This window comes from Streptomyces sp. FXJ1.172, from assembly GCF_001636945.3.
GTDB lineage: Bacteria > Actinomycetota > Actinomycetes > Streptomycetales > Streptomycetaceae > Streptomyces.
Window position 1 is genome coordinate 8,381,622 of sequence record NZ_CP119133.2, and the last position, 21,634, is coordinate 8,403,255.

Consider the following 21,634-nt stretch of genomic DNA (forward strand, 5'->3'; position numbering starts at 1 on the left):
CCCCGCCCCGGGCGCCGCGTCTGCGCCGGCGGCCCGAAACCCCCCAGGGCCGTCGGCGGAGCCGCGTCCCGCGCCAGGGGACGCGAGCGGGCCCCTTCGGGTAACCTGCCGCAGCGTATGCCCAGGTCAACGCGGAGACGAGGAGGGGCAAAGGCAGGTGACCGACCGACCGGAAGAGGACCGGGTACTCGCGCAGCCGTACGGCGGCGGCGACGGCGACGACGGTGTCTGGGCACAACAGTTGCTCGGCCAACTGAGGCCCGCCGGACGCGATCTCGGCCGCCTCGTCACCTGGCTCGCCCGCAACACCGGAGCGACGGTGTGCCTGCAGGACGCGCACGGCGGCCTGCTCGCCGGTGAACGCCTGCCGCTCGACGCCTCCCTGGTCGCCGACGTCGCCGCCGGCCGGGTCGCCGCCGCGGCGCTCGAGGACGGCGTACGGCATGTGCGCCTGGTCGGGATACGGCGCCCGGGGCCCGGCCCGGCCGCGGGCGCCGTGCTGGCCGTGGCCCGGCCGACCCCCTTCGACCGGCACACCGCCGAAATCCTCAAACACACCGCGGGAGTGGTGGAACTTCTGCTCAGGGAGCGGGAGTTGGCGGAGTCGGGGCGGCGGCTGCGGCAGGCCACGGCGGACCTGCGGCTGGCGATCCTGCAACTGCTGATGGTGGAGGACACCGTCTCCGCTCGCCGGGTCGCCGCGGGGCTGTGGCCGGGACTGCTGGAGAAGGACAGCGCCCGTGTGTACGTCGTGGAGACCACCGCCGCCGAGCGCGACCGGCTCGCCGACGCCTGCGCGGACGCCACCGACGGCCGGGCGCTCGTCGTGCGCTGTCCCGCGGTGGACGGCCACGTCATCGTCGTCGGCCCGTCGTCCGAGGTGGGCGAGCAGCTGCGATCCCTAGTGGCCGGCCGGCCCGGCACCTTCCTCGGCGGCAGCCCCCGCCAGCGCCTCGCACTGACCGCCACCGCCTACGGCCAGGCCGTCACCGCCCTGGCGGTCGCCCGTTTCCGGCCCGAGCGGTCCGCGGTCTACGCCGCCCGTACCCGCCCCGCCCAGCTCATGGACCCGGCCGGGCTGTGCGCCTGGGCCGCCGGAGTGCTGCGCCCGCTGGACACGCTGCCGCACCATGTACACGCCGAGCTGCTCGCCACCACCGGGCTGGGGCTGGAGTTCACCGCGGTGAGCGCGGCCAAGGTGCTCGGCGTCAGCCGCAACACGGTCCGCGCCCGGATGGACCGGGTCGCCACGCTGCTCGGCGCCGACCTGTCCCGGCTGGCCGTGCGCGCCGTCGCCCACCTCGCGCTCAACACCGAGGCGGCGCACGGCCCGTGCGGCCCCGGCGGCCCCCCGTCCCATCCGCCGGCCGGGGGCGAGCTGAAGGAACTGCTCGGTACCCGCGCCCTGCGCTCCTGGGCCGACGGTCTCCTCGGCCGGCTCGACGGGGACGGCCGGGACCTGCGCACCACCCTGCGCGTCTGGATCGCCGCCGACGCGCACGCCGAACGCGCGGCCCAGGCGCTCGGCGTCCACGCCCAGACCGTACGCGAGCACGTCCGGGCGGCAGAACCCGTTCTGGAACGCCGGCTGACGGCCGGCGGCACCGATCTGTACGAGGCCGTCCTCGCTTACCTGGTCGCCGGTGAACTGCCCGTCCCGGAACTCGGCATGGCGAATCCGGACCAACCGGACGCACCTGTGCACGGGTGAGTGCCGGGCGGGCCGCGCCGGGCACCGGTGCGCTAGCCCGCAGCCGGTATCGCACGTAAGTTCAGTGTTCCGCGGGGCACGACCGGAACGGGGGACCGGTCGGGGCCCCGCGCTCCGGCACGGGAACCCGTCCTGGGGGTGGGCGGCCGGCGCGATGATCTCGGACATCTCCGCGAGCTGACGCAGCGTGATCTCGCCGCCGTCGGGCACCCCGTCGACGTACTTCGGCGACACCGAACGAACGGATGCAACTCGACCGCCCCGGCGTCCGGATGCCGACGGTCGCACCGGGCACGTCCGCCTCGCGGACGGGTCGTCCTGCCCGGGCCCGTTCCGCGTCCGCGGACCGCGGCCGAGCGCAGCTGACCGGTCACCGTCCGCACAGCGGCGCGAGCACGGCCAGCGTGCCGTTGGCCTGCCGCAGGACCTCCTCGAGGGGGCCGGGCGCATGGAGGGTGCCGGTGCCGTCGGGCGGGACGAGCCATTCCAGGAAGCGCGCGGGCCGGTACGGCGGCGGTACGGCGACCCAGGACCCCTTCGTCGCGTACCGCAGCCCGGCGCCGACCCAGCCCCCGGACGGGTCCGGCGGCACGAGGAACCCGACCCGGCCCGCCGCCGTGTCGACCAGCGTCGGCCCCGGCGCGGGCAGCTCCGGCTGCCACAGCAGGTCCAGGGCGAGCAGGCCGAGCCGGTCGGGGACGCTCAGCAGGTCCCAGAAGCGGCCCGCCTCCAGCAGCGCGATGCCCTCGCCGTGATCCCATTCCCACTTGCAGGTGCGGGGGTCCGCCGCCGCGGCGGCCAGCCACTCCACGCCCCGCGTCCACATCGTGTTCGTCATGCGCTGCTCCGGATGTCCTCGCTCGCCCGCCTCGGCGCAGGGAACGGCCATGGCCGGGCAGCTCGTCCCCCTGCACACCAACCCGGCATATGCATGCTCGTAGATATTTCTACCTGGCGGAAGGGGTGGCGCGGCCTGGCGTTTTGGCCGTTGTGTTCGAACTTCGGCTGCCGGTTCGTCAGTTGGGGGTGGGGGACGCGTCACCCTTCGGGGGCCGGGGCGAGGTGGCCCACGGCTCGGGCGACCGGTGCGTCGGGTGTCAGCACCAGCATGGTGACGTCGTCGCGGATCTCGTAACGCAGCCGCACCAGGTCCTGCCAGACCAGTCCGGGCAGCTCGGCGGACGCGGTGCCGGTCAGGCCGGCCAGCCGGGCGGGCAGCGGATAGAAGACATCACCGGCGCCCCGCGCCTCCCACACTCCGTCGGAGGCCAGGAACAGCCGGTCGCCCGGTTCGAGCGTGACGGTGACGCCCTTCGGTGGTTCCGCGCCGGCCAGCCCCAGCCCCAGCGGTGCCCCCGGCGCGACGGTCACTTCCATGGCGCGCCCGGCGTGCAGCAGCACGGGCGCGGGATGACCGCAGGCCACCACCCGCGCGGCGAGACCCTCGCCGGAGAACTCCAGCAGCAGCCCGGTGGCGAACAGCTCCCCGTGCCGCACATCCGCCGAGTCCACCGTCAGCCTGCGGTCCATCCGCGCCGCCACCGACTCCAGGTCCGGCTCGTCCAGCGCGGCCTCCCGGAAGGCACCCAGCAACGACACCACCGTCGCCACCGCCGACAGCCCGTGTCCCTTTACGTCCCCCATCACCGCACGCACCCCGTACGGCCCCGCACGGACGTCGAAGAAGTCCCCGCCCACCAGCGTCCCGTCCTGCGCGGCCCGGTAGAAACCCGTGCACCCCACGCTGCCGACCCGGGCCGGCAGCGGAGGCATCACGGCGCGCTGCACGGCCTCGCCGATCGCCCGCTCCGCGTCCAGCTGGGCGTCCCGGCGACTGCGTACATACGACACGAACACGCTCAGTACGGCCACGAACACGATGGTGAGCAGATCGGTGTTGCCCGGACGGTTCAGATGTGTGGCCGGGACGTTCAGCGCCACGACCACTCCGACGCCGAGGGCCGCGGTGGCCAGCGGGCCGTACGACAGGACCGCCAGCGGGGGGATCGCGCCCAGCAGGAAGCCGACGTCGGCGGCGTGGGGGGTGACCGCCGTGGCGGTACTGACGGCCACGAGCAGCGCCACGGGCAGCACCCGCACCCAGCGCGGCGGCGGCGCGCCCCGCAGCCAGCCGCGATCGTCCCGGGCCTCGCGCGACGACCCGCCGCGCACCGATCTCACATCCCCAAGCTACGCCGCCGTCCCGGCCTGGGCCTCCCCCTGCGGAGCCGGGGCGGCGGCGCAGCGCCTGCGCCGTCACGCGCCCCCGACCCGGGCTCGGGGGCCGGGACCGCTCCCTGGGCGACCGGAGCCGTGTGCCCCATCGATCCGAAGGCGCTGCGCCTGTCCGAGGGTGTCCCTTCGATCCGGGGGTGTCCTGATCCGAGGGTGCCCCATCGACCCGGCGGTGCGGTGATCGGCGGCGGTGCGGGGGAGGCCCGGTCGACTGCGCCGCGTCTGCCCTGCCCGTCGGACCGGACACGCCCCGCCCCGATCCGCCGACCGGCGCCGCCGCCCCTGATCCGTCAATTCCCGTCAGTCCGGTGTGTCGGCCAAGCGGGCCTCCGCCATCGCCAGGATCTCGGTGACGCGAAGGCCGAACGCGGCGTCGCAGGCGTGCGGGCGGCCCGTGCCGGCGGCGCTCAGCAGGGCGTCGGCGGCACGGATCAGCGCGGGGACCGCACCCTCCGCGCTGCCCGGCAGCAGCGTCGTCCCCGCCTCGCCGCGCAGCTCCACATCAGCCCCGGCCGCCGCCGGCGGCGCCGTCAGGCTCAGGGTGAGCGTGCTCGAGGCGCCGGTGGCGTGGTCGAGCACCAGATGCACGGTGTCCGCCGGACCGTGCGCCGCCGCCACCACGTGCCGTACGTCCCCGAGGACCGGCAGCAGCACCGACAGGGCGTGCGGGCCGACGTCCCACAGCGCGCCCTTCTCCCGCCGCCACGGCGAGGCCGCGAAGGGGCTGTCGGACGTGAACACCGCACCCAGCCACTGCGCCCGCGCCGTGAACCAGCCGGCCACGGCCGCCTGTTCGTCGATCCAGGCCTCCGGCTCCTTCTGGAAGCGCGCGGTGAAGAAGACCACGGACGCCACTTTGGCCCGCTCCGCCGCCTCCACGACCGCCCGGCCGTCGGCGACCGACACCGCCAGCGGCTTGTCCAGCAGCAGATGACGGCCCGCCCGCGCCGCGCGCACCGCCAACTCGGCCTGCACCGGCGGCGGCAGGGCCACGGCCACCGCGTCCACGTCGGCCAGCAGCGCGTCCACATCGTCGTACGCGGCGACGCCGTACTCCTCGGCCAGTGCCCTGGCCGCCTCCGGCCGGCGGCCCCACACCCCCGTGAACCGGAGGCCGGTGTGCCCGGCCAGCGCGGGGGCGTACGCCGCCCGGGCCCACGGGCCCGTTCCCAGCAGTCCGATACGCATGCAGCATTCCCTTCTCCGAGCCGGTCCCCGCACCTTCAAGAGGCTGCGCCCCGGTCGCCGTCCGCACACCTGTGAGCCGGATCGCCGTCCGCGGCAAGCCACTTGGCGATCGTCGCCGCGATCGGCTGACCTGTGTCCATCTCGACGAAACCGAACTGGCCGGACTGGTTGCACTCCAGGAACCACCAGATCCCGTCCGCGTCCTCCGCGAAGTCGAATGCGCCGTATGCCAGTTCCGCGCCCCTCATGTACCGCCGTACGCCCTCCGCGACGCGCGGGGGCACGTCCGCGGGCACCCAAGGGGAGACCGACGGGGCGAAGCGGACGTCCACGTCGTCCGGATGGGCGTCGGGGGCGGTGAGTTTGCGCGCGGCCAGCAGGGTGTCACCGACGACGGTGAGCCGGATGTCGGCCCGCTTGGCGATCCGCCGCTGAAGCAGCGTCGGACCGAAGGCGACCGCCGTGAAGTCCGTGTCCGGAGCCACCCTGCTGGTCGGCACCGCACGCGCCGGCTCCTGCGGATGCGCCCCGGAGACAGGCTTGACCACCAGGTCCGGATAGCGCTCCGCGAACTCCCGCGCCGCTTGCGGGAACGTCGTGATCAGCGTGGCCGGCACCGGGAGGCCGCCGCGCTGGGCGAGATGCAGTTGCCAGGGCTTGTGCCGGGCCCGCTGGGCGGCGTCCGGATGGTTCATCCAGCGTGCGTCGCTGCACCGCAGCATGCCGTACAGCGCCTGCGCGGACTCCTCGGTCAGCCAGGCGGACGGCTGGCCGGCACGGGCGGCCGCGGTCCCCGGCCTGCGCACCCACACGGAGCGCAGGCCGCTCATGCTCACCAGGCGCCCGCCGACGGACAGATGCCCGTGCCAGGCGTCCTGCACGTACTCGCCCGACAGCGCCACGCCGTTGGTCAGATCGGCGGGATCGAGCCGGACGACGGGCACACCGGCCTCGCCGAGCCGGAGGACCACCATGTCCGCCGTCACGTCCTCTTCACTCGTCAGGATGAGTACGGTCATCGCTCCGGATCCGCGGTTCAGTCGTCGAAGTGCGTCTTGGAGCCGGCGGTGGACGTCGTTGTCCCCAGTGCCCTCAGCGTCGCGTGGTCGGTGGCGGCGATCCGCCCGTCCGGGAGGACGTTCAACTGCAGTCCGGAGTCGTACGCATACGGAGTGGTGACGTCCAACTGCACAGCGGGGCGCGCGTAGTTGAGCGTGAACGGTTGCATGGTCTCTCCCTGGTTCGGCTTTTCACGTCCTTATACGAATCGAACGGGTGATTGGTTTCCTTACGCTGTGTAACCGCAGGTCGGAGCGGGTGCTGCGAGAGTGCCCGAACAAGGAGACAACATAACGTTGTCCCGTTGCCCGGGCGGGATAGCATGCCCGCATGGCACATGACGCCGATGACGCCGAAGACGTTCACTCCACGGCCCGACTGCGGCTCGCCGCCCTCGCGGCCGGCGCCGGCGCCGACGGTGCCCCGGCGCACCGGGTCGCCCAGGACGCGGGGCTCCTCGGCCGGCTGCTGTCGGTGACGGACCTGAGCAGGACCGGGGACGACACGGCACCGGACGTCACGGCGGACGACATCGGCGCCGCCCTCACCCTCGTCGACGGCCTGCGCCATCAACTGGACCGGCTGGAGAGCCAGGTGGTGATGGAGGCCCGGCGCCGGGGCATGGACTGGCGGCAGATCGCCTGGCACCAGGGACTGAACTCCTCCCAGGCCGCCTCACAGCGCCACCAGCGGCTGACGACCCGGCTGGAAGAGATCCGCCAGGGCGTCAGGTAGAAAGACGGATGTGGAAATGACGGACCAGCCCGATGAGCTGTTCGCGGCGGTGGACTCGCTCCTCGCGGCCGTGGACGGCGGCACCGTGCTCCCCGCCCCGGAGGAGCGGACGCGGCTGCGCGAGGCGGCCGGCCTGACCGAGGCCGCGGTCGCGCAGGCCCTCGGCGTGCGCGTGCCCAGCATCCAGGCGTGGGAGGCGGGCCGTGCCGAGCCGAGGGGCGACCGCCTCGAGGCCTACCGCCGCCTCCTGGAGGGCCTCTCCCAGCGCTACCCGTCCCGGCCCCGCCCCACCACCCCACCGGGCACACCCACGGCAGCCACCGCCCCGCCCGGACCGACCGCTCCGTCCGCCACCCCGTCCGGGTCGGCCACCTCGGCCGGCTCGTCCGGCTCATCCGCCACACCGTCGGGCTCGTCCGTCACCCCGTCCGGGTCGGCCGTTTCCTCCACCACATCGCCCGGATCGACTGCTCCGTCCGGCATCCCGCTCGGGCCGCCGGCTCCAGCCGCCGAGTCCGCCCAACCGGCCACGTCGCCCGCGCCTGCCACCTCGCGCACCCCCGGCGTGGCTCCCCGCCCGGCGACCCGGCGCCCAGCACGCCGTCCCGCCGCCCAAAAGGCCGCGCCCGGCAAGTCCCGCACCGGCTCCGCCGTCTCCGCCGGCACCACCCCCGACCCCGTCGACCCGCGCTTCGCGCACGGCCCCCTCGCGGTGGTCGACGCGGATGCCGACGGCCGGTTGAGCGCGTACTGCGTGGGCGGGCTCGTACTCGACGTGCCCGCCGCGTCGCTGCCCGCGCTGGTGGAGTGGATCCTCGCGGAGGCGCGGCTCGGACAGCCCCGGCTGCACCGGTCCGGCAAGGACTCCGATCCGCTCGTCGTCCTCACCGAGTCCGCGTGCGTGCACTACGGGCTGCCGCCGAGGCTGAGTGACGAGGAGCGGCTCGCCGGACGGATCCCGGATGCGCACAAGGTGGTCCGGCAGTTGCTCAAGGCCGACTGGCGGCTCACCCGGCGCGGCTTCGGTCCCTGGGCCTGGGTCTACCGCCCCGCCGAGGGCAGCCGGCGCAACAGCGTCCACTTCTGCATGCCGTCCTGGAACGCGCTGGACAGCCGGTACTGGGGCGACGCCGCCACCCTGCCCCCCGCCGAACTCGCCCACGTCCTCGGCGCGTACGCCACCCGCGTCCTCACCCCGTGCGGTTCCACTGCCGTGACGGGCCTGGAACTGATGACCGCCCTGCACCCGCCGACCCGCGCGGTACGCGACGAGCACGGCCAGTGGGTGTCGGCGCCGAACCCGGGAGCCCTGACCGAGGCCGTCGACTGTGCGCCCTGCGAGGCCCCGGACGGGCACCCGCTCCTCGCCCATCTGCCCCGCTTCCACGAACGCACCCCGGCCGAGATGCTCCGCGAGGAGGCCTACGACTGGGCCCGGCCGCTGACCGACGAGGAGTGCATGCTGCCGTACCTCGTCGGCATCGACGTCAACATGGCGTTCGCGGCGGCGGCCAACCGCACCGTCGTCGGCCTCGGCGCCCCGGTCCATGTGCACAACCCCCGCTTCGACGCGGCGCTGCCGGGCTCCTGGCTGGTCGACCTCTCGCACATTCGGCTCGATCCGGGCCTGCCGAGTCCCTTCACGCCGGACGGCGAGCCACCCGAGGGCCCGGCCTGGTACGCGACACCGACCGTGGCGTACGCCCTCGAACTCGGCTACGAGGTGGCGCCGTTGGAGGCGTACGTCCGCCCTGAGCACGGGCCGTACCTGGACGCCTGGTACACCAGGCTGCGCGACGCGTACGTCGCCACGATGGCCGACCTCGGCGTCACCACCGGCATGGCGCCCGAGGACTTCCTCGCGGCGATGGAAGGTCACAAGGACCGCGACCCGCGTCTCGCGCTCGTGCTGTCGGCGATCAAGGCCACGGTCAAGGGCGGCATCGGCAAGCTGCGCGAGCGGGGCCGCTCCGGCTGGCGGCCGGGGGAGCGCTGGCCGGCGCTGGACCGGCCGACCTGGCGCCCGGACATCCGGGCCGCGGTCATCTCCAAGGCCCGGGTCAACATGCACCGCAAGATGCTCGCCACCGCCCGCGCCACCGGCCGGTACCCGGTCGCGGTCCTCTCCGACTGCGCGGTGTACGCCGCCGCGGGCCCGACCCCGCTCGACTTCCTGCCGTACCGGGACGGTAAGCCGTTGCCCGGCGGGTTCCGGATCGGGGTGAGCCCGGGCATGGTCAAGCACGAGGGCACGCAGAGCGTCCTGTGGGCGGAGGGCCTGCGCGAGGAGCACGGCGACGATCTCAACCTCGCCCGCTACATCAAGTCCGGCCAGATCACCGCCCCGGACGCGGACGAGTAGCCGACGGCCGCGCCCCGAGCCCGCATCCCGCCCGGTGCCCAGGATCGCGTCCACACCCCACCCCGAGACGAGGACCGCGTCCGCGTCACGCCTCGAGCGCACCCCGGGCCCCCGTCAGGGCCCGCTCGGCGTACCCACGCCCGAACAGCACGGCGTGCACCAGCAGCGGGAACAGCTGGTGCACGCCGACCCGGTCCCGCCAGCCGTCGGTGAGCGGTGCCCTCTCCTCGTATCCGGCGAGCACCCGGTCCAGATGGGGGCAGCCGAACAGCTGGAGCATCGCCAGGTCGGTCTCCCGGTGTCCGCCGTGCGCCGCCGGGTCGATGAGCCGGACTTCGCCGTCGGCGCCCCACAGGACATTGCCGTTCCACAGGTCGCCGTGCAGCCGGGCGGGCGGCTCGGCGGGCCCGGCCAGCTCCGGCAGCCGCTCGCAGACCCGCTCGAACACGGCGGCCTCGCCCGGCCGGAGCGTGCCGCGGTCGACCGCGCCGCGCACATACGGCAGGACCCGGTGCTCCGCGTACCAGCGGGGCCAGTCGGCGCCGGGCGTATTGCGCATGGGGGCGAAGCCGATGAACGCGTTCTCGGGGCCGTCGGGCGGCGGCGCACCGAAGCGGGGTGCGCCGGCCGCATGCAGCGCGGCCAGGGCCTGGCCGAAAAGCAGCGCCGCTTCGGGGCCCGGGTGCCCGGTAGGCACGTGCTCCGTCACCATCCAGCGGTCGTCGTGACCGAGCACCGCCGGCACCCGGACCGCGCCCGCCGCGGCCAGCCAGCGCAGCCCGGTCACCTCGGCCCGTACGGCCCCGGGGGCGTCACCGCGCTTGACCATCACCCGGATGCCGCCGTCCAGCGTCACCTCCGCGGGCATTCCGGAGCCCGCCGGTGCGCCGGTGACCGGACGTCCGGTGAGCCGGAACGCTGCCCGGGCCGGATCCTCGTGAGCCTCGTCTCGGTTGACCACGACCCAAGAGTACGGCGTTCAACAGATGCACGGTGCAAGGAACTTCGAGCATTGCTACGACTGTTTCGAGCCAAAACCAGACAGTAACCGCCCGTGCTGATCCGGTACGGTTAGCGTGAGGGCGCCGCGCAGCCACACCAGGGGCACAGGGCCCCGACGGGACTAGCGCGCGGCGGAGGATTTCCTCTGTGACCACAGCATCCGTGCTGATGGCCGACGTCTTCGAAGTCCAGCCGTACACCTCCCACTGCGAGGTCATCCTGGGCGAGGGCGCGCACGCCGTGATCGGTGTGTCCCCGGGAAACAGCTACTTCTCGGCCCGACGCCTGCACGACCTCGCCCGCTGGGGACTGGACCACTTCGACCGGGTCGACTTCGTCTATACCGACCTGTACGTCGCCGAGAGGTACGAGGCGTCCGGCTATCCGCTCGACGAGGCCCGGCGCAAGGCGGTGAAGAACCTGCGCGGCGTACGCGCCAAGGTGAGGGACGCGGTGACGCGGGCCGACCCGGACGGTAAGCGGCTGGACTGGCACCCGATGTCGGAGTTCCGTACCAACCCCGCCTACCAGGAGATCCACCGGCACCTGAAGGAGAGGCTCGGCTCCGACGCTGCCTTCCGGGCCGTCTGCGACACTCTGGTGAATCGATTCCTCACCGCTCGCGGTGAGGAGCCGACCGAAGGACTGCGAGCCGTGTGCCTGGAGTACGTGTGCGCCGAGGCCCCGCTGTTCCTGGACACCCCCGCCATCCTCAAGGTGCCCTCCTCGCTCAACTGCTACCACCAACTGCTGCCGATGGCCGAGCTGTTGTACTCCCGCGGGGCCGGTCTGCGCGCCTCCCGCAACCAGGGCCACGCCATTGTCACCCCCGCCGCCGTCGAAGGAACCGCCGCATGACCACCGCCACCGGCATCCGCGCCGGCCACCCTCCTTTGCTCGACTTCCCGTTCTCCTGGGACGGCACCCGGGTCCCCGCCGAGGTCGAGGACGTACGCGCCGCCACCCCCGTACGGCGCGTACGGACCATCGCGGGCGACGAGGCCTGGCTGGTGTCGTCGTACGAACTGTGCGCGCAGGTACTGAAGGACGACCGGTTCTCCCTGAAGGACACCTCCGCTCCCGGAGTCCCCCGGCAGTACGCGCTCACGATCCCGCCCGAGGTCGTGAACAACATGGGCAACATCACCGGCGCCGGGCTGCGCCGGGCCGTGATGAAGGCGCTCAACCCGAAGTCGCCGGGCCTGATGGAATGGCTGCGTGAGGAGGCCCACCGCCTGGTGGACCGTTTGGTGGCCGACGGCCCCACGGCCGACCTGCGCGGTGCGTTCTGCGAGCCGTACTCGGCGGGCATGCACTGCCGCATCCTCGGCATCCCGCAGTCCGAGGCCCAGGCCTTCCTGCGCAGCCTGGACATCGCCTTCATGAACGCGCCGTGCCCGGTCACCGGCGCACGGATCAACTGGGACCGTGACATCGCCCGGATGACGGCGCTGCTCGACGATCCGGCGACGTACGGCCTGATGGGTGAACTCGCCGCCCTGCGGGACGACCCCGGCCACGCGCACGTGACCGCCGAGATGCTGGCCACCGTCGGCGTCACCCTGTTCGGCGCCGGCGTCATCTCCACCTCGGGCTTCCTCGCGATGGCACTGGTCTATCTGCTCACCCACCCCATCGCCCGCGACCTCCTCCGGGACCGCCCCGACCTGATCGGCCCCGGCGTGGAGGAACTCCTGCGGGTCAACCTCTCCATCGGCGACGCCCTGCCGCGCCTCGCCCTGGAGGACGTCCGGCTCGGCGACGTCGGCATACGCGCGGGCGAACTGGTCCTGGTGCTGGTCGAGGGCGCCAACCTCGACCCGGACAAGTTCCCCGACCCGCACCGCTTCGACATCGACCGCGACAACACCGCCGACCACCTCTCCTTCGGCGGCGGCGCCCACTACTGCCCCGCGACCGCGCTCGGCCGCGCCCACGCCCGCATCGCGCTGGAGGTCCTCCTCGACCGCCTGCCGGACCTCGCACTCGCCGTACCACCGGGTCAACTGGTATGGCGCACCGGCTTCATGAAACGCATCCCCGAACGACTCCCGGTGACCTGGTAACCAGGCCCTCGCGCCCCTCGTTTCTCGCCCACCCGCCCGTATCCCCGGCCCGGCAGAAAGGCCGGGGATACGGGCGGGTTCCCCCGGGGCCCGGTCGGCGGCCGACGGGGAGGGACGGGACGCCGGGGCCGGAGGGCTTCGGCGGGCTCGTCCGGCGACCCGTCAGCGCGTGGCGGTGTACGACCCCCGGGGCACGCCGACCGGGTTGCCCGGTGGCAGCAGCCCGGATGTTTCGACGGCATGGGCCAGCGGGGCCAGCAGCTCGGCCAGGCGGGCGGAGCGATCGGCGCCGAGCGCGGTCCACGGGTGCTCGGCGGCCGCGTCGGTCAGTGCCTCGACCTGCAGGTGCAGGGCCGTCCCGGCCGGGGTGAGCGAGCCGTCCGCCGTGCACAGGCCCCGCTCGCGCAGCCGGGCCCCGGCCGCCTCCCAGTCAGCCTGCTCCCACTTGCGCGTCTCCCGGAGGAACTCCCCGTCCGACTCGCCGGCCGCCGCCTTGACCAGCATCGCCTCGATCGGCCCGAGCCCCTGACTGACGAGCACCGCGACATGCGAGTCACCCCGGTGCTCGCGCAGGGTCGTCAGGCCCTGCCACAGCCGTGCGGTGGGGCGCTCTGGGCGCTCCAGCGCCTGGTTGGCGGCAGCCAGTACGCGCCCCGTGGTGTCCGCCGCGGCCGCGGCCTCCCATGCGAGGTCGGCGGCCTCGGCGAAGTCGGCGGAGCCGACCGTGTCCGCCCCGAAGAGGCCGGTCATCGCCGCGTCCAGGGCGTCCTCACGAGCGGCCAGCGCCTCGCCGGGCGTCGCGTACCCCCAGGCGTCCGGCAGGGCCCGGGCCACCCGGTCGGGGTGGAAGACGTAGAAGCAACTGGTCACCACGGACGAGGACACGGCCCCGAGCGGCGCGGCGCGCAGCGCGAAGTAACCCATCCAGTACCCGCGCAGCCCGAGGGCGTCCGCCGCCCGGCGCACCTCCGGTGCGAAGTACACGAGATCGTGCACCGGCTCGTACCGTTCCCACAGGGCTCGCGCCATCCCGTCCGCCACTGATTCCTCCCACCACGTCGGTGTGCCGTACTGTCGGCACCAGCCTGCGTTATGACGGCGGTCATAACAAGAGGCGAGAGAGAGCGGAGCCTTCGCCGTCCCCCGGTGGACGCGCGGTGCGGGATGGATGCAATAGACGTGGTCCGCCGCGCGACGAACCCGCCACGCCGCTCGATTCCCCCGGACGGCGGCCCGGACAAGGCGATCACTGGGACAGATGGGTGGCTCCGATGACCCGGCTGGGTGGCCCGGATGGTGGGAGTCGGGAGCCTCGCTGACGGTGGTTCATGTCGAGCCCGGGTCCATCCAGCTGATGCCGTATCCGCTGCCCGGTCACGACGGAAGGACATCGATATGCGTTCTGCCCGCAGGCTCCTGGCCTCGGCGGCCGTCACGGCCGCCGTCGCCTTTGCCACGCCCGGCGCCGCGCTCGCTGCCGCCCACATGGGAGACGACGGCGGCCGCGACGACTCCTCTTACAGCCAGGACCAAGACCGCGGCGGCAACCGCGACCGAGGGTCCGGCAACGACCACGGCCGGGACAATGACCACGGCCGCGACCACGACAACAATCGCGGGGACAACAACGAGAACGGCCGCGGACACGACGAGCCGCGTGGTGGAATTCACGCGGGCGGCGGAGCCCTTGCGCTGGTGCGGGGCGACGACCACGGCGGCGACGACCACGGCGGTGGCGATGACCACGGCGGTGGCGGCGACCACGGCGGCGGTGGTGACCACGGCGGTGGTGACCGCGGCCGGGGTGGGGACGACGAGCACGGCGGCGGTGGTGACCACGGCGGCGGCGACCGCGGTGGCGGCGACCGTGGCCGGGGCGAGCCCCGCGGTGGCCTGCACACAGGTGGCGGCGCGCTCGCCACCGTGCGGGGCGATGACCACGGCGGCGGTGACCGCGGCCGGGGTGGGGACGACGACCACGGCGGCGGTGGTGACCACGGCGGTGGTGACCACGGCGGTGGTGACCGCGGCCGGGGTGGGGACGACGAGCACGGCGGCGGTGGTGACCACGGTGGCGGCGACCGCGGTGGCGGCGACCGTGGCCGGGGCGAGCCCCGCGGTGGCCTGCACACAGGTGGCGGCGCGCTCGCCGCCGTGCGCAGCGGCGACCACGGCGGCGGCGACAACGACCGCAGTGGCGACAGTGGCCGAGGCGGTGACAGTGGCCGAGGCGGTGACAGCGGCCGTGGTGGTGACAACAGCCGTGGCGGTGGCGGTGGCGGTGGCGGTGACGGTGGCCGTGGCGGTGACAACAGCCGTGGTGGTGACAGTGGCCGTGGTGGCGACAACGACCGTGGCGGTGACAGTGGCCGTGGCGGTGACAACGACCGCGGTGGTGAAAGCGGTCGCGGGCGCGATGAGCCGCGTGGTGGCCTGCACACGGGCGGCGGTGCGCTCGCCGGCCCGAGTGTGACGGCGGGCGGCCTGGCGGCACTGGCCGTGGGCACGGCGGGCGTCTACCTGGTGCGCCGCCGGAAGGCCGGTCAGGCATCCTGATCCGACGACCTGTTCCTGAGGCTGCGGCCGCCGCCGATGTGCCCACTGCGTCGGCGGCCCGCCGCCCGGGGCGGTCCCCGGGTTCCTCCCCGTGCGCCGGGCCCTGGGCTCCGGCGAGCTCGTTCAACCCCTGTTCTGATTCTCCGTGCTGCCGTGCCTGAGTGAGGTGGTGTCCGATGGCAGCAGATTCCTCCTCCCCGAACTCCGGCGACACACAGCCGGGCGAGCACAGTTCCGGCCGCGGTGGGCGGCTGACCCTGTGGATCGTGGCGATCGTCGTCCTCTTCGTCAGCGTGCTCGGCAGCCACCACCGGATGGGCGATGCCCCGCAGACCTCCCGTGCCGCGGGTGCGGGTGCGGGCGCCGGCGCCGGCCCAGGCGCTGGGCCGGGTACCGGCGCGAGCACCGGTACCGGCACCGGCACGGGCGCAGGCGCGGGCGCCGCAGCGACGGCCGACCCGCAGCGGGAAGGCCCGGAGCTGCCCCGGTCCGCACCGACCCGCCTGCTCATCCCGAAGATCGACGTGGACGCTCCCTTCACCACCCTGGCCATCGGCGCCGGGAACCGGCTGCAGCCCCCGCCGGCCGACGACACCAACCTCGTCGGCTGGTACTCCAAGGGCGTCTCGCCCGGCGAGAAGGGCACCGCGATCATTGCCGGGCACGTCGACACCACGACCTCCGCGGCCGTCTTCGCCAATCTCGACGAGTTGAAGAGCGGCGACGAGTTCACCGTGCGGCGCGCCGACGGACGCGACGCGGACTTCGTCGTGGACGACGCCGAGAAATTCGCCAAGGACGCCTTCCCCGACAAGCGCGTGTACGGCAACGCGTCACGTCCCGAGGTCCGGCTGATCACCTGCGCGGGGCCGTACGACCACGAGGCGAAGGACTACACCGACAACCTGGTGGTCTTCGCCCACCTTGTATGAGCAGCCACGGGCGGGGTGGTGAGGCCCCGTACGTTTCAGGCGGCGCCGTCCGCGAAGGGGCCGCCCGGGGCGAACACGCGGGCGGCGAACCGCTCGCCGATGCGACGGTGCGCGGCGGCGTCCGGGTGGATGTCGTCGGGCAGCGGCAGCTCGCCGAAGTCGGCCTCGCCGTACAGGTCGCGGCCGTCGAGGTGGTGCAGGTTCCGGTCCCCGGCGGCCCGCTCGCGCACGATCCGGGCCAGTTCCTTGCGGATGACGTTCAAGGTGAGCTTCCCGCTCGCCGTCTCCGCCGGGTCCCCGGCGGCCCGGAACCGCAGCCGGCCCTCGCTCACCGCGGAGAAGTCGGGGGCGCTGGGACCCGGCGTGTCCTCGTGGATGGGGCACAGGATCGGCGAGACGACGAGCAGCGGTGTGTCGGGGTGGCCGTCGCGGATGGTGTCGAGGAAGCCGTGCACGGCGGGGCCGAACGCGCGCAGCCGCATCAGGTCGGCGTTGACCAGGTTGATGCCGAGCTTGACGCTGATCAGGTCGGCGGGGGCGTCGCGCAGGGTGCGCGCGGTGAACGGGTCGAGCAGGGCACTGCCGCCCAGCCCCAGGTTGATCAGCTCCACCCGGCCCAGGGCGGCGGCGAGGGCCGGCCAGGTGGTCGTCGGGCTCGCGGCGTCGGAGCCGTGGCTGATCGAACTGCCGTGGTGCAGCCACACCTTGCGGCCCCGGTCCGCCACGGGCTCGACCGGCGCATCGGTCCTGAGCGCGACGAGTTCGGTCGTCTCGTTGTGCGGCAGCCAGATCTCCACGTCCTTGGCCGTGTCGGGCAGTCCGGTGAAACGGAGGGTGCCGACCTGGCCGTGCCGGTGTTCGGCGCTGCCCGTTGTCATGTCGATCGTGAGTGTGTTGCCGCCGTCGACCCGGCCGCTGCCGGCGAGCCGTCCGTCGAGGAGCAGGTCGTACACGCCGTCCGGACGGGGCGGCGCGCCGACGTAGACCCGCTTGGTCGGCAGGGCGTCCAGCTCGATGCTGGTCGCGCGGGTGCGGAACACCAGCCGTACGCCGGAGGGCTGGGACTCCACCATGGCCAGCTGCGGGTCGGCGCACTGCGCGCGGGCGTGGGCGGGCAGCCGGTGCGGCAGCAGTCCGTGCTGGGTGTGTTCGAAGTCGAGTGCGCCGCGCAGGAGTTCGGGGGTGAGGGGGATGGTGTGCATGGTGTCGGCCTGCGTTTCGGGGATGCGAGGGGGAGGCGAGAGGGAGTGAAGAGAAGGGGCGCGGAGCGGGGCGAAACGGCTCAGGGAGTGGGCCAGTTGCGCAGCAGCGAGTCGAGGGCGTCGAGGATGCGCGTCCAGGACTCCTGCGAGTCGGGGGCGCTGTGACTGAATCCGCCGGCCGTCTCCAGGCTGACGTAGCCGTGGAAGACGCTGCCGAGCAGACGGACCGCATGGGTCTCGTCGGGCTCGCTCAGGTCGTAGCCGCGCAGGATCGCCCGGGTCATCTGCGCGTGCCGGCCGCCCGCGCTCGCTGCCGCCGCTGCGGCGTCGAGCGGGTGGCGGGTCGCCGCGAAGCGGCCGGGGTGGGCGCGGGCGTAGTCGCGGTACACGTCGGCGAACGCGGTCAGGGCGTCCTTGCCGGCCCGGCCGGCGAGTGCCTCGGCGGCGCGGTCGGCCAGCTCCTCCAGGGCGAGCAGCGCGATGCGGGTCTTGAGGTCCTGGGAACTCTTCAGATGCGAGTACAGGCTCGCGGCCTTGACGTCGAACCGCCGGGCCAGCGCGGACACGGTGACCTGCTCGAAGCCGACCTCGTCGGCCAGCTCGGCGCCGGCCCGGACCAGGCGCTCGGTGCTCAGACCTGCGCGAACCATGAATCTTCTCCTCTCCGCCGACATTCATTATGACCATGCCTAAAGGTATTAGGCAAATGAGGATGTGTTGTAGCCAGGTCGGGAGCCGAAGACGATGCCGGTCAGCGGGCGGTCGACTCGCGCGGCACCAGCGAGAACGGGCCGACGAACTCCTCCTGGTCCGCCGGCGGCCCCGCGCTGCCCAGCCGGGCGGCGAGCAGGCCGACGGCGCGCTCGGCCATCAGGTCGTGATCCGGATCCACCGTGGACAGTGACGGGACGAGGAAGGCGCTCTCGTCGACGTTGTCGAAGCCGATCACCTTGACCTGCTCCGGCACCCGCACCCCCGCGTCCGCCAGCCCCCGCAGCACGCCCATCGCCACCGTGTCCGTCACACAGAACACGCCGTCGAAGTCCAGCCCGCCCGCGACCATCGCCCGCGCCCGCCGGGCCCCCTCCGCCATGGTCAGCTCCGGCACGCTGTGCACCAGGGCCGCATCGGCGGGCAGCCCGGCGGCCCGGAGCGCCTGCCGGTAGCCGGTGTGGCGCAGGCTCGACACGTCGACCTCGTCACGCAGCGGACCGCGCACCACCGCCACCCGCCGGCAGCCCCGGTCGATCAGATGCCGCGTGGCGGCGGCCGACGCCTCGACGTTGGGCATGGCCACATGGTCCACGGGCCCCCCGAAGATCCGCTCGCCGAGGATCACCACCGGGTGGTCCACCTCGAGCGCCTCGACATCGGCCGGGCCCATCCCGACCGTACTGAGGATGAGCCCGTCGTAGAGCCGGTTGCGGGACGACGACAGTGCCGCCAGCTCGTTCTCCCGGCGGGCGCCGGTCTGCTCGATGCTCACCCGCAGGCCGTGCCGCCCGGCCGCGGTGATGATGGCCGCGGCCAGGCGGCCGTAGTACGGGCGGTTCACTTCGGGGACCGCGAGGCCGATGGTGCCGGTGCGGCCCTTGCGGAGGTTGCGGGCGGCCACATTGACCCGGTAGTCGAGCCGGGCCATCGCCGCGAGGACGCGCTCCCGGGTGGCGGGGCGGACATGGGGGTGGTCGTTGATGACATTGGAGACGGTCATCGCCGACACCCCGGCCGCCTTCGCCACGTCCTGGATCGTCGCCACGCTCACTCCCGCCCGCTGTCCTCCGCAAGACGATAGAGGGCGGCGCCGTGAGCGGGGACGTCGACGGTCAGCCGGCGGCCGTCGTGCGCGACCGCCGTACGGCTCCACAGCTCCCGGACCCGGTCGGCGGGCCGGGCACCGAGCGAGCCGAGCGGGACCTCGTACCGGCGGGGTCCGTCGGCGAGGGAGAACACGGCGGCGTAACGGCTGTGCCCGTCGGTGTCCCGGGCGGTCCACAGCACCAGGTCGCCCTCGCGCAGTACCTCGCGGTTGCCGGTGCTGTGCCACAGGACGGCCAACGCCTCGTCGTTGGCGAGGAGTTCGATGGTCTCCGGCGGACTGGTCGGCAGGTCGCCGCCCATCATCAGCGGCGACCGGGAGATCAGCCACAGGGTGAGCAGGCTGATCTGCTCCGGCCGGGTGAGCCGGGACAGCCGGTCCTCGCCGCGTTCGGCGCGGATGCCGATACGGCCCAGCGGCAGCATGTCGGCGTCCGCCCAGCCGCCCTCGCCCTGCCAGGGCGCCCACCGCGCCATCCGCGCGAACTGGGCTTCGACATCCGTCCAGCGGTCCCACAGGTCGTCGCAGACCCGCCACATGGTGGCGTGCTCGCGCAGATGGTCCAGACGGGCGAGGGAGACGTCGGTGCCGGGGGACAGGCTCAGCTCGATTCTCCGGCCGCCGCGCTCGATCGCCCGCGCGTAGGCAGCGATCTCCCGCTCGTGGTACGGGAAGAGCATGTCGTCGGCCTTGATGAAGTCCACGCCCCACTGGGCGAATTGGGCGATCTGGGAGTCGTAGTAGGCCTGGGCGCCCGGATGGTCGTGGTCAAGGCCGTAGTTGTCGGAGTTCCAGGGACAGACCGAGCCGGTGTCGGCGATCTCGTCGGCGGTGAAGTCCGTGCCGTGCACGGGCAGCCGGGCGGCCACGGCCCGGCGGGGGATGCCGCGCATGATGTGCAGGCCGAAGCGCAGCCCGAGGTCGTGCACCCGCCGGGCCAGCGGTGCGAAGCCGGCCCCTCCGGACGCGGAGGGGAACCGGCCCGGCGCCGGGAGCTGGCGGCCGTACGCGTCCAGGACCAGCGGCGCGTCCGGGTTGTAGCCGTGGGCGCGGGCCGTCGGCTCGTACCATTGGATGTCCACCACGACCGTGTCCCAGCCGTGGGGGAGCAGACGGTCGTGCAGGAATTCCGCGTTGGCGAGCACCTCGTCCTCGGTGACGGTCGTGCCGTAGCAGTCCCAGCTGTTCCACCCCATCGGGGGTCGCAGCCGGCGGTCGGGCAGGGGGCGGTCCGCCATCGGCACTCCTCAGCCCTCCACGGTCAGCGGTGCCCGGAGGGTGACGAAGGAGTGCGGGGGCAGGGTCAGTCCCAGTCCCCGGTCCAGGACCCGCACCCCGTCGCCGTCGAAGGCGCGCGGGGCCACTGCCTCGGGGGTCTGCGGGGTGTTGTGTGCCTGGAGCCTGTCCGCCGTGAGGATCCGTGCCCGGGCCTCGCCGATCCGGCCGCCGCGCAGGTCCAGGGTCACCTCGGCGCTCCGGTCGGCGTCCAGGTTGCTCAGCGAGACCAGCACCGTCCCGTCCTTGACGCTGGCGGAGACCGACACCGTCTCCAGCTCGGTGTCCCCGACGAGGCGCCGGGCACCGTCGACACGCAGATGAACGGGGAGCGAAGTGGCGTCCTGGTGGCCCTTGTTCATCTCGAAGACGTGGTACGTCGGGGTCAGCACCAAGGCGTCCCCGTCGGTGAGCACCATCGCCTGGAGCACATTGACGGTCTGCGCGATGTTGGCCATGACCAGGCGTGCGGCGTGCCGGTGGAAGATGTCGAAGTGGGTGCTCGCCACGAGCGCGTCGCGCAGCGTGTTCTGCTGGAAGAGGAAGCCGGGGTTCGTGCCCGGCTCGACGTCCCACCAGGTGCCCCACTCGTCCAGCACGAGGCCGACGGTGCGCCCCGGGTCGTAGCAGTCCATGACCGTCGAGTGACCGGTCAGGATCCGGTCCACGCGCCGGGCGGAGACCATCGTGCGGTAGTAGTCGCTCGTGTCGAAGTCCGTGGCGCTGCCCTTGGCCTCCCAGGGGCCCGCCAGCGTGTAGTAGTGCACGGAGAGCGCCTGGTAGTAGGTGCGCGCAGTGGCCTCGCAGCCGAAGCAGCCGATCTGCCGCATCAGCGTCTCGGTCCACTTGTAGTCGTCGTCGGAGGCGCCTGAGGCGATCCGGTACAGCTTGTTGTCGCCGTGGTCGCGGCAGTACGTGGCGTACTGGCGGGCCAGGTCCGCGAAGTACTCGGCGCGCATGTTGCCGCCGCAGCCCCAGGTCTCGTTGCCCGAGCCCCCAGAACCTCACCCGCCACGGCTCCTCGCGCCCGTTCTCCCGGCGCAGCCGCACCATCGGGCTGTCGCCGTCCCGGGTCAGGTACTCGACCCACTCGCTCATCTCGCGGACGGTGCCGCTGCCCACGTTGCCGCTGATGTACGGCTCGGCGCCGAGGAGTTCGCACAGCGCCATGAACTCGTGGGTGCCGAAGTGGTTGTTCTCCTCGACGTTCCCCCAGTGGGTGTTGACCATCCGGGGCCGCTGCTCGCGCGGTCCGATGCCGTCCCGCCAGTGGTACTCGTCGGCGAAACAGCCGCCCGGCCAGCGGAGGTTGGGAATGCCGAGCGCGCGCAGCGCGGCCACGACGTCGAGGCGGATGCCGCCTTCGTTCGGCACCGGGGAGTCCTCGCCGACCCAGAACCCGCCGTAGACACACCGGCCCAGATGCTCGGCGAAGTGCCCGTACAGGTGACGGCTGATCGTGGGCCCCTCGATGTCGAGGTTGATGATCGCG

At 73.3% G+C, this 21,634-nt stretch carries 19 protein-coding genes; 6 read left to right on the forward strand and 13 right to left on the reverse strand.

Annotated elements, in window-relative coordinates; translation table 11 throughout:
• Window positions 1–157: 157 nt before the first annotated feature.
• On the forward strand, window positions 158–1,711 hold the full coding sequence (locus A6P39_RS37855) for a helix-turn-helix domain-containing protein (RefSeq protein WP_067054515.1): 1,554 nt from the start codon (window positions 158–160) through the stop codon (window positions 1,709–1,711).
• 370 nt (window positions 1,712–2,081) lie between these two features.
• Here A6P39_RS37855 and A6P39_RS37860 read toward each other — a convergent pair whose 3' ends face one another.
• From A6P39_RS37860 to tgmA, 5 genes are all read right to left on the reverse strand, one after another.
• Window positions 2,082–2,549: a hypothetical protein gene (locus tag A6P39_RS37860; RefSeq protein WP_067054513.1), complete on the reverse strand. Its 468-nt coding sequence runs from the start codon at window positions 2,547–2,549 to the stop codon at window positions 2,082–2,084.
• A 200-nt stretch (window positions 2,550–2,749) separates the two neighbouring features.
• Window positions 2,750–3,892 (reverse strand): PP2C family protein-serine/threonine phosphatase, encoded by a 1,143-nt coding sequence (locus A6P39_RS37865; RefSeq protein WP_067054511.1) that lies wholly within the window; start codon window positions 3,890–3,892, stop codon window positions 2,750–2,752.
• Between the two features lie 354 nt (window positions 3,893–4,246).
• On the reverse strand, window positions 4,247–5,134 hold the full coding sequence (locus tag A6P39_RS37870; protein ID WP_067054509.1) for a Gfo/Idh/MocA family protein: 888 nt from the start codon (window positions 5,132–5,134) through the stop codon (window positions 4,247–4,249).
• Window positions 5,135–5,169: 35 nt separating this feature from the next.
• Window positions 5,170–6,153 carry an ATP-grasp ribosomal peptide maturase gene (gene tgmB, locus A6P39_RS37875; protein ID WP_067054507.1) on the reverse strand — a complete coding sequence of 328 codons (984 nt, stop codon included), beginning with the start codon at window positions 6,151–6,153 and terminating at the stop codon, window positions 5,170–5,172.
• A gap of 17 nt (window positions 6,154–6,170) precedes the next feature.
• The gene (tgmA, locus tag A6P39_RS37880; RefSeq protein ID WP_020938095.1) at window positions 6,171–6,362 is read right to left on the reverse strand and encodes a putative ATP-grasp-modified RiPP; all 192 of its coding nucleotides are present in this window, start codon (window positions 6,360–6,362) and stop codon (window positions 6,171–6,173) included.
• Between the two features lie 161 nt (window positions 6,363–6,523).
• On the opposite strand from tgmA, the gene A6P39_RS37885 reads away from it, so the two are divergent.
• Both A6P39_RS37885 and tap read left to right on the forward strand, forming a co-directional pair.
• Window positions 6,524–6,928 (forward strand): hypothetical protein, encoded by a 405-nt coding sequence (locus tag A6P39_RS37885; RefSeq protein WP_067054505.1) that lies wholly within the window; start codon window positions 6,524–6,526, stop codon window positions 6,926–6,928.
• A 16-nt stretch (window positions 6,929–6,944) separates the two neighbouring features.
• Window positions 6,945–9,290 carry a telomere-associated protein Tap gene (gene tap / locus A6P39_RS37890; protein WP_067054503.1) on the forward strand — a complete coding sequence of 782 codons (2,346 nt, stop codon included), beginning with the start codon at window positions 6,945–6,947 and terminating at the stop codon, window positions 9,288–9,290.
• 85 nt (window positions 9,291–9,375) lie between these two features.
• Here tap and A6P39_RS37895 read toward each other — a convergent pair whose 3' ends face one another.
• Window positions 9,376–10,158 carry a fructosamine kinase family protein gene (locus tag A6P39_RS37895; protein ID WP_067054587.1) on the reverse strand — a complete coding sequence of 261 codons (783 nt, stop codon included), beginning with the start codon at window positions 10,156–10,158 and terminating at the stop codon, window positions 9,376–9,378.
• A 281-nt stretch (window positions 10,159–10,439) separates the two neighbouring features.
• Here A6P39_RS37895 and A6P39_RS37900 point away from each other — a divergent pair, with 281 nt between their 5' ends.
• Window positions 10,440–11,150 carry a tRNA-dependent cyclodipeptide synthase gene (locus A6P39_RS37900; protein WP_234379215.1) on the forward strand — a complete coding sequence of 237 codons (711 nt, stop codon included), beginning with the start codon at window positions 10,440–10,442 and terminating at the stop codon, window positions 11,148–11,150.
• On the forward strand, window positions 11,147–12,358 hold the full coding sequence (locus A6P39_RS37905; RefSeq protein ID WP_067054501.1) for a cytochrome P450: 1,212 nt from the start codon (window positions 11,147–11,149) through the stop codon (window positions 12,356–12,358). Before A6P39_RS37900 ends, A6P39_RS37905 begins: the two co-directional genes overlap by 4 nt.
• Before the next feature lie 162 nt (window positions 12,359–12,520).
• On the opposite strand, the gene A6P39_RS37910 is transcribed toward A6P39_RS37905, so the two are convergent.
• Both A6P39_RS37910 and A6P39_RS37915 read right to left on the reverse strand, forming a co-directional pair.
• Window positions 12,521–13,399 carry an SCO6745 family protein gene (locus A6P39_RS37910; protein ID WP_067054499.1) on the reverse strand — a complete coding sequence of 293 codons (879 nt, stop codon included), beginning with the start codon at window positions 13,397–13,399 and terminating at the stop codon, window positions 12,521–12,523.
• A gap of 333 nt (window positions 13,400–13,732) precedes the next feature.
• On the reverse strand, window positions 13,733–14,797 hold the full coding sequence (locus A6P39_RS37915) for a hypothetical protein (RefSeq protein ID WP_275883943.1): 1,065 nt from the start codon (window positions 14,795–14,797) through the stop codon (window positions 13,733–13,735).
• Between the two features lie 293 nt (window positions 14,798–15,090).
• Between A6P39_RS37915 and A6P39_RS37920 the strand changes: the two genes are divergently transcribed.
• Window positions 15,091–15,846, forward strand: a complete 756-nt coding sequence (locus tag A6P39_RS37920; protein WP_067050402.1) for a class F sortase — start codon at window positions 15,091–15,093, stop codon at window positions 15,844–15,846.
• Between the two features lie 35 nt (window positions 15,847–15,881).
• Here A6P39_RS37920 and A6P39_RS37925 read toward each other — a convergent pair whose 3' ends face one another.
• The 5 genes from A6P39_RS37925 to A6P39_RS37945 form a co-directional block, all read right to left on the reverse strand.
• Complete coding sequence (locus A6P39_RS37925) at window positions 15,882–17,048, reverse strand: GDSL-type esterase/lipase family protein (RefSeq protein ID WP_067050399.1); 1,167 nt, start codon at window positions 17,046–17,048, stop codon at window positions 15,882–15,884.
• Window positions 17,049–17,128: 80 nt separating this feature from the next.
• The gene (locus tag A6P39_RS37930) at window positions 17,129–17,698 is read right to left on the reverse strand and encodes a TetR/AcrR family transcriptional regulator (protein WP_067050396.1); all 570 of its coding nucleotides are present in this window, start codon (window positions 17,696–17,698) and stop codon (window positions 17,129–17,131) included.
• Between the two features lie 101 nt (window positions 17,699–17,799).
• Window positions 17,800–18,807, reverse strand: coding sequence for a LacI family DNA-binding transcriptional regulator (locus A6P39_RS37935; RefSeq protein WP_079133560.1), 1,008 nt, complete (start codon window positions 18,805–18,807; stop codon window positions 17,800–17,802).
• A 2-nt stretch (window positions 18,808–18,809) separates the two neighbouring features.
• The gene (locus tag A6P39_RS37940) at window positions 18,810–20,105 is read right to left on the reverse strand and encodes a glycoside hydrolase family 27 protein (protein ID WP_234379037.1); all 1,296 of its coding nucleotides are present in this window, start codon (window positions 20,103–20,105) and stop codon (window positions 18,810–18,812) included.
• A gap of 9 nt (window positions 20,106–20,114) precedes the next feature.
• Window positions 20,115–21,101, reverse strand: coding sequence for an alpha-L-arabinofuranosidase C-terminal domain-containing protein (locus A6P39_RS37945; RefSeq protein ID WP_234379035.1), 987 nt, complete (start codon window positions 21,099–21,101; stop codon window positions 20,115–20,117).
• Window positions 21,102–21,634 lie beyond the last annotated feature (533 nt).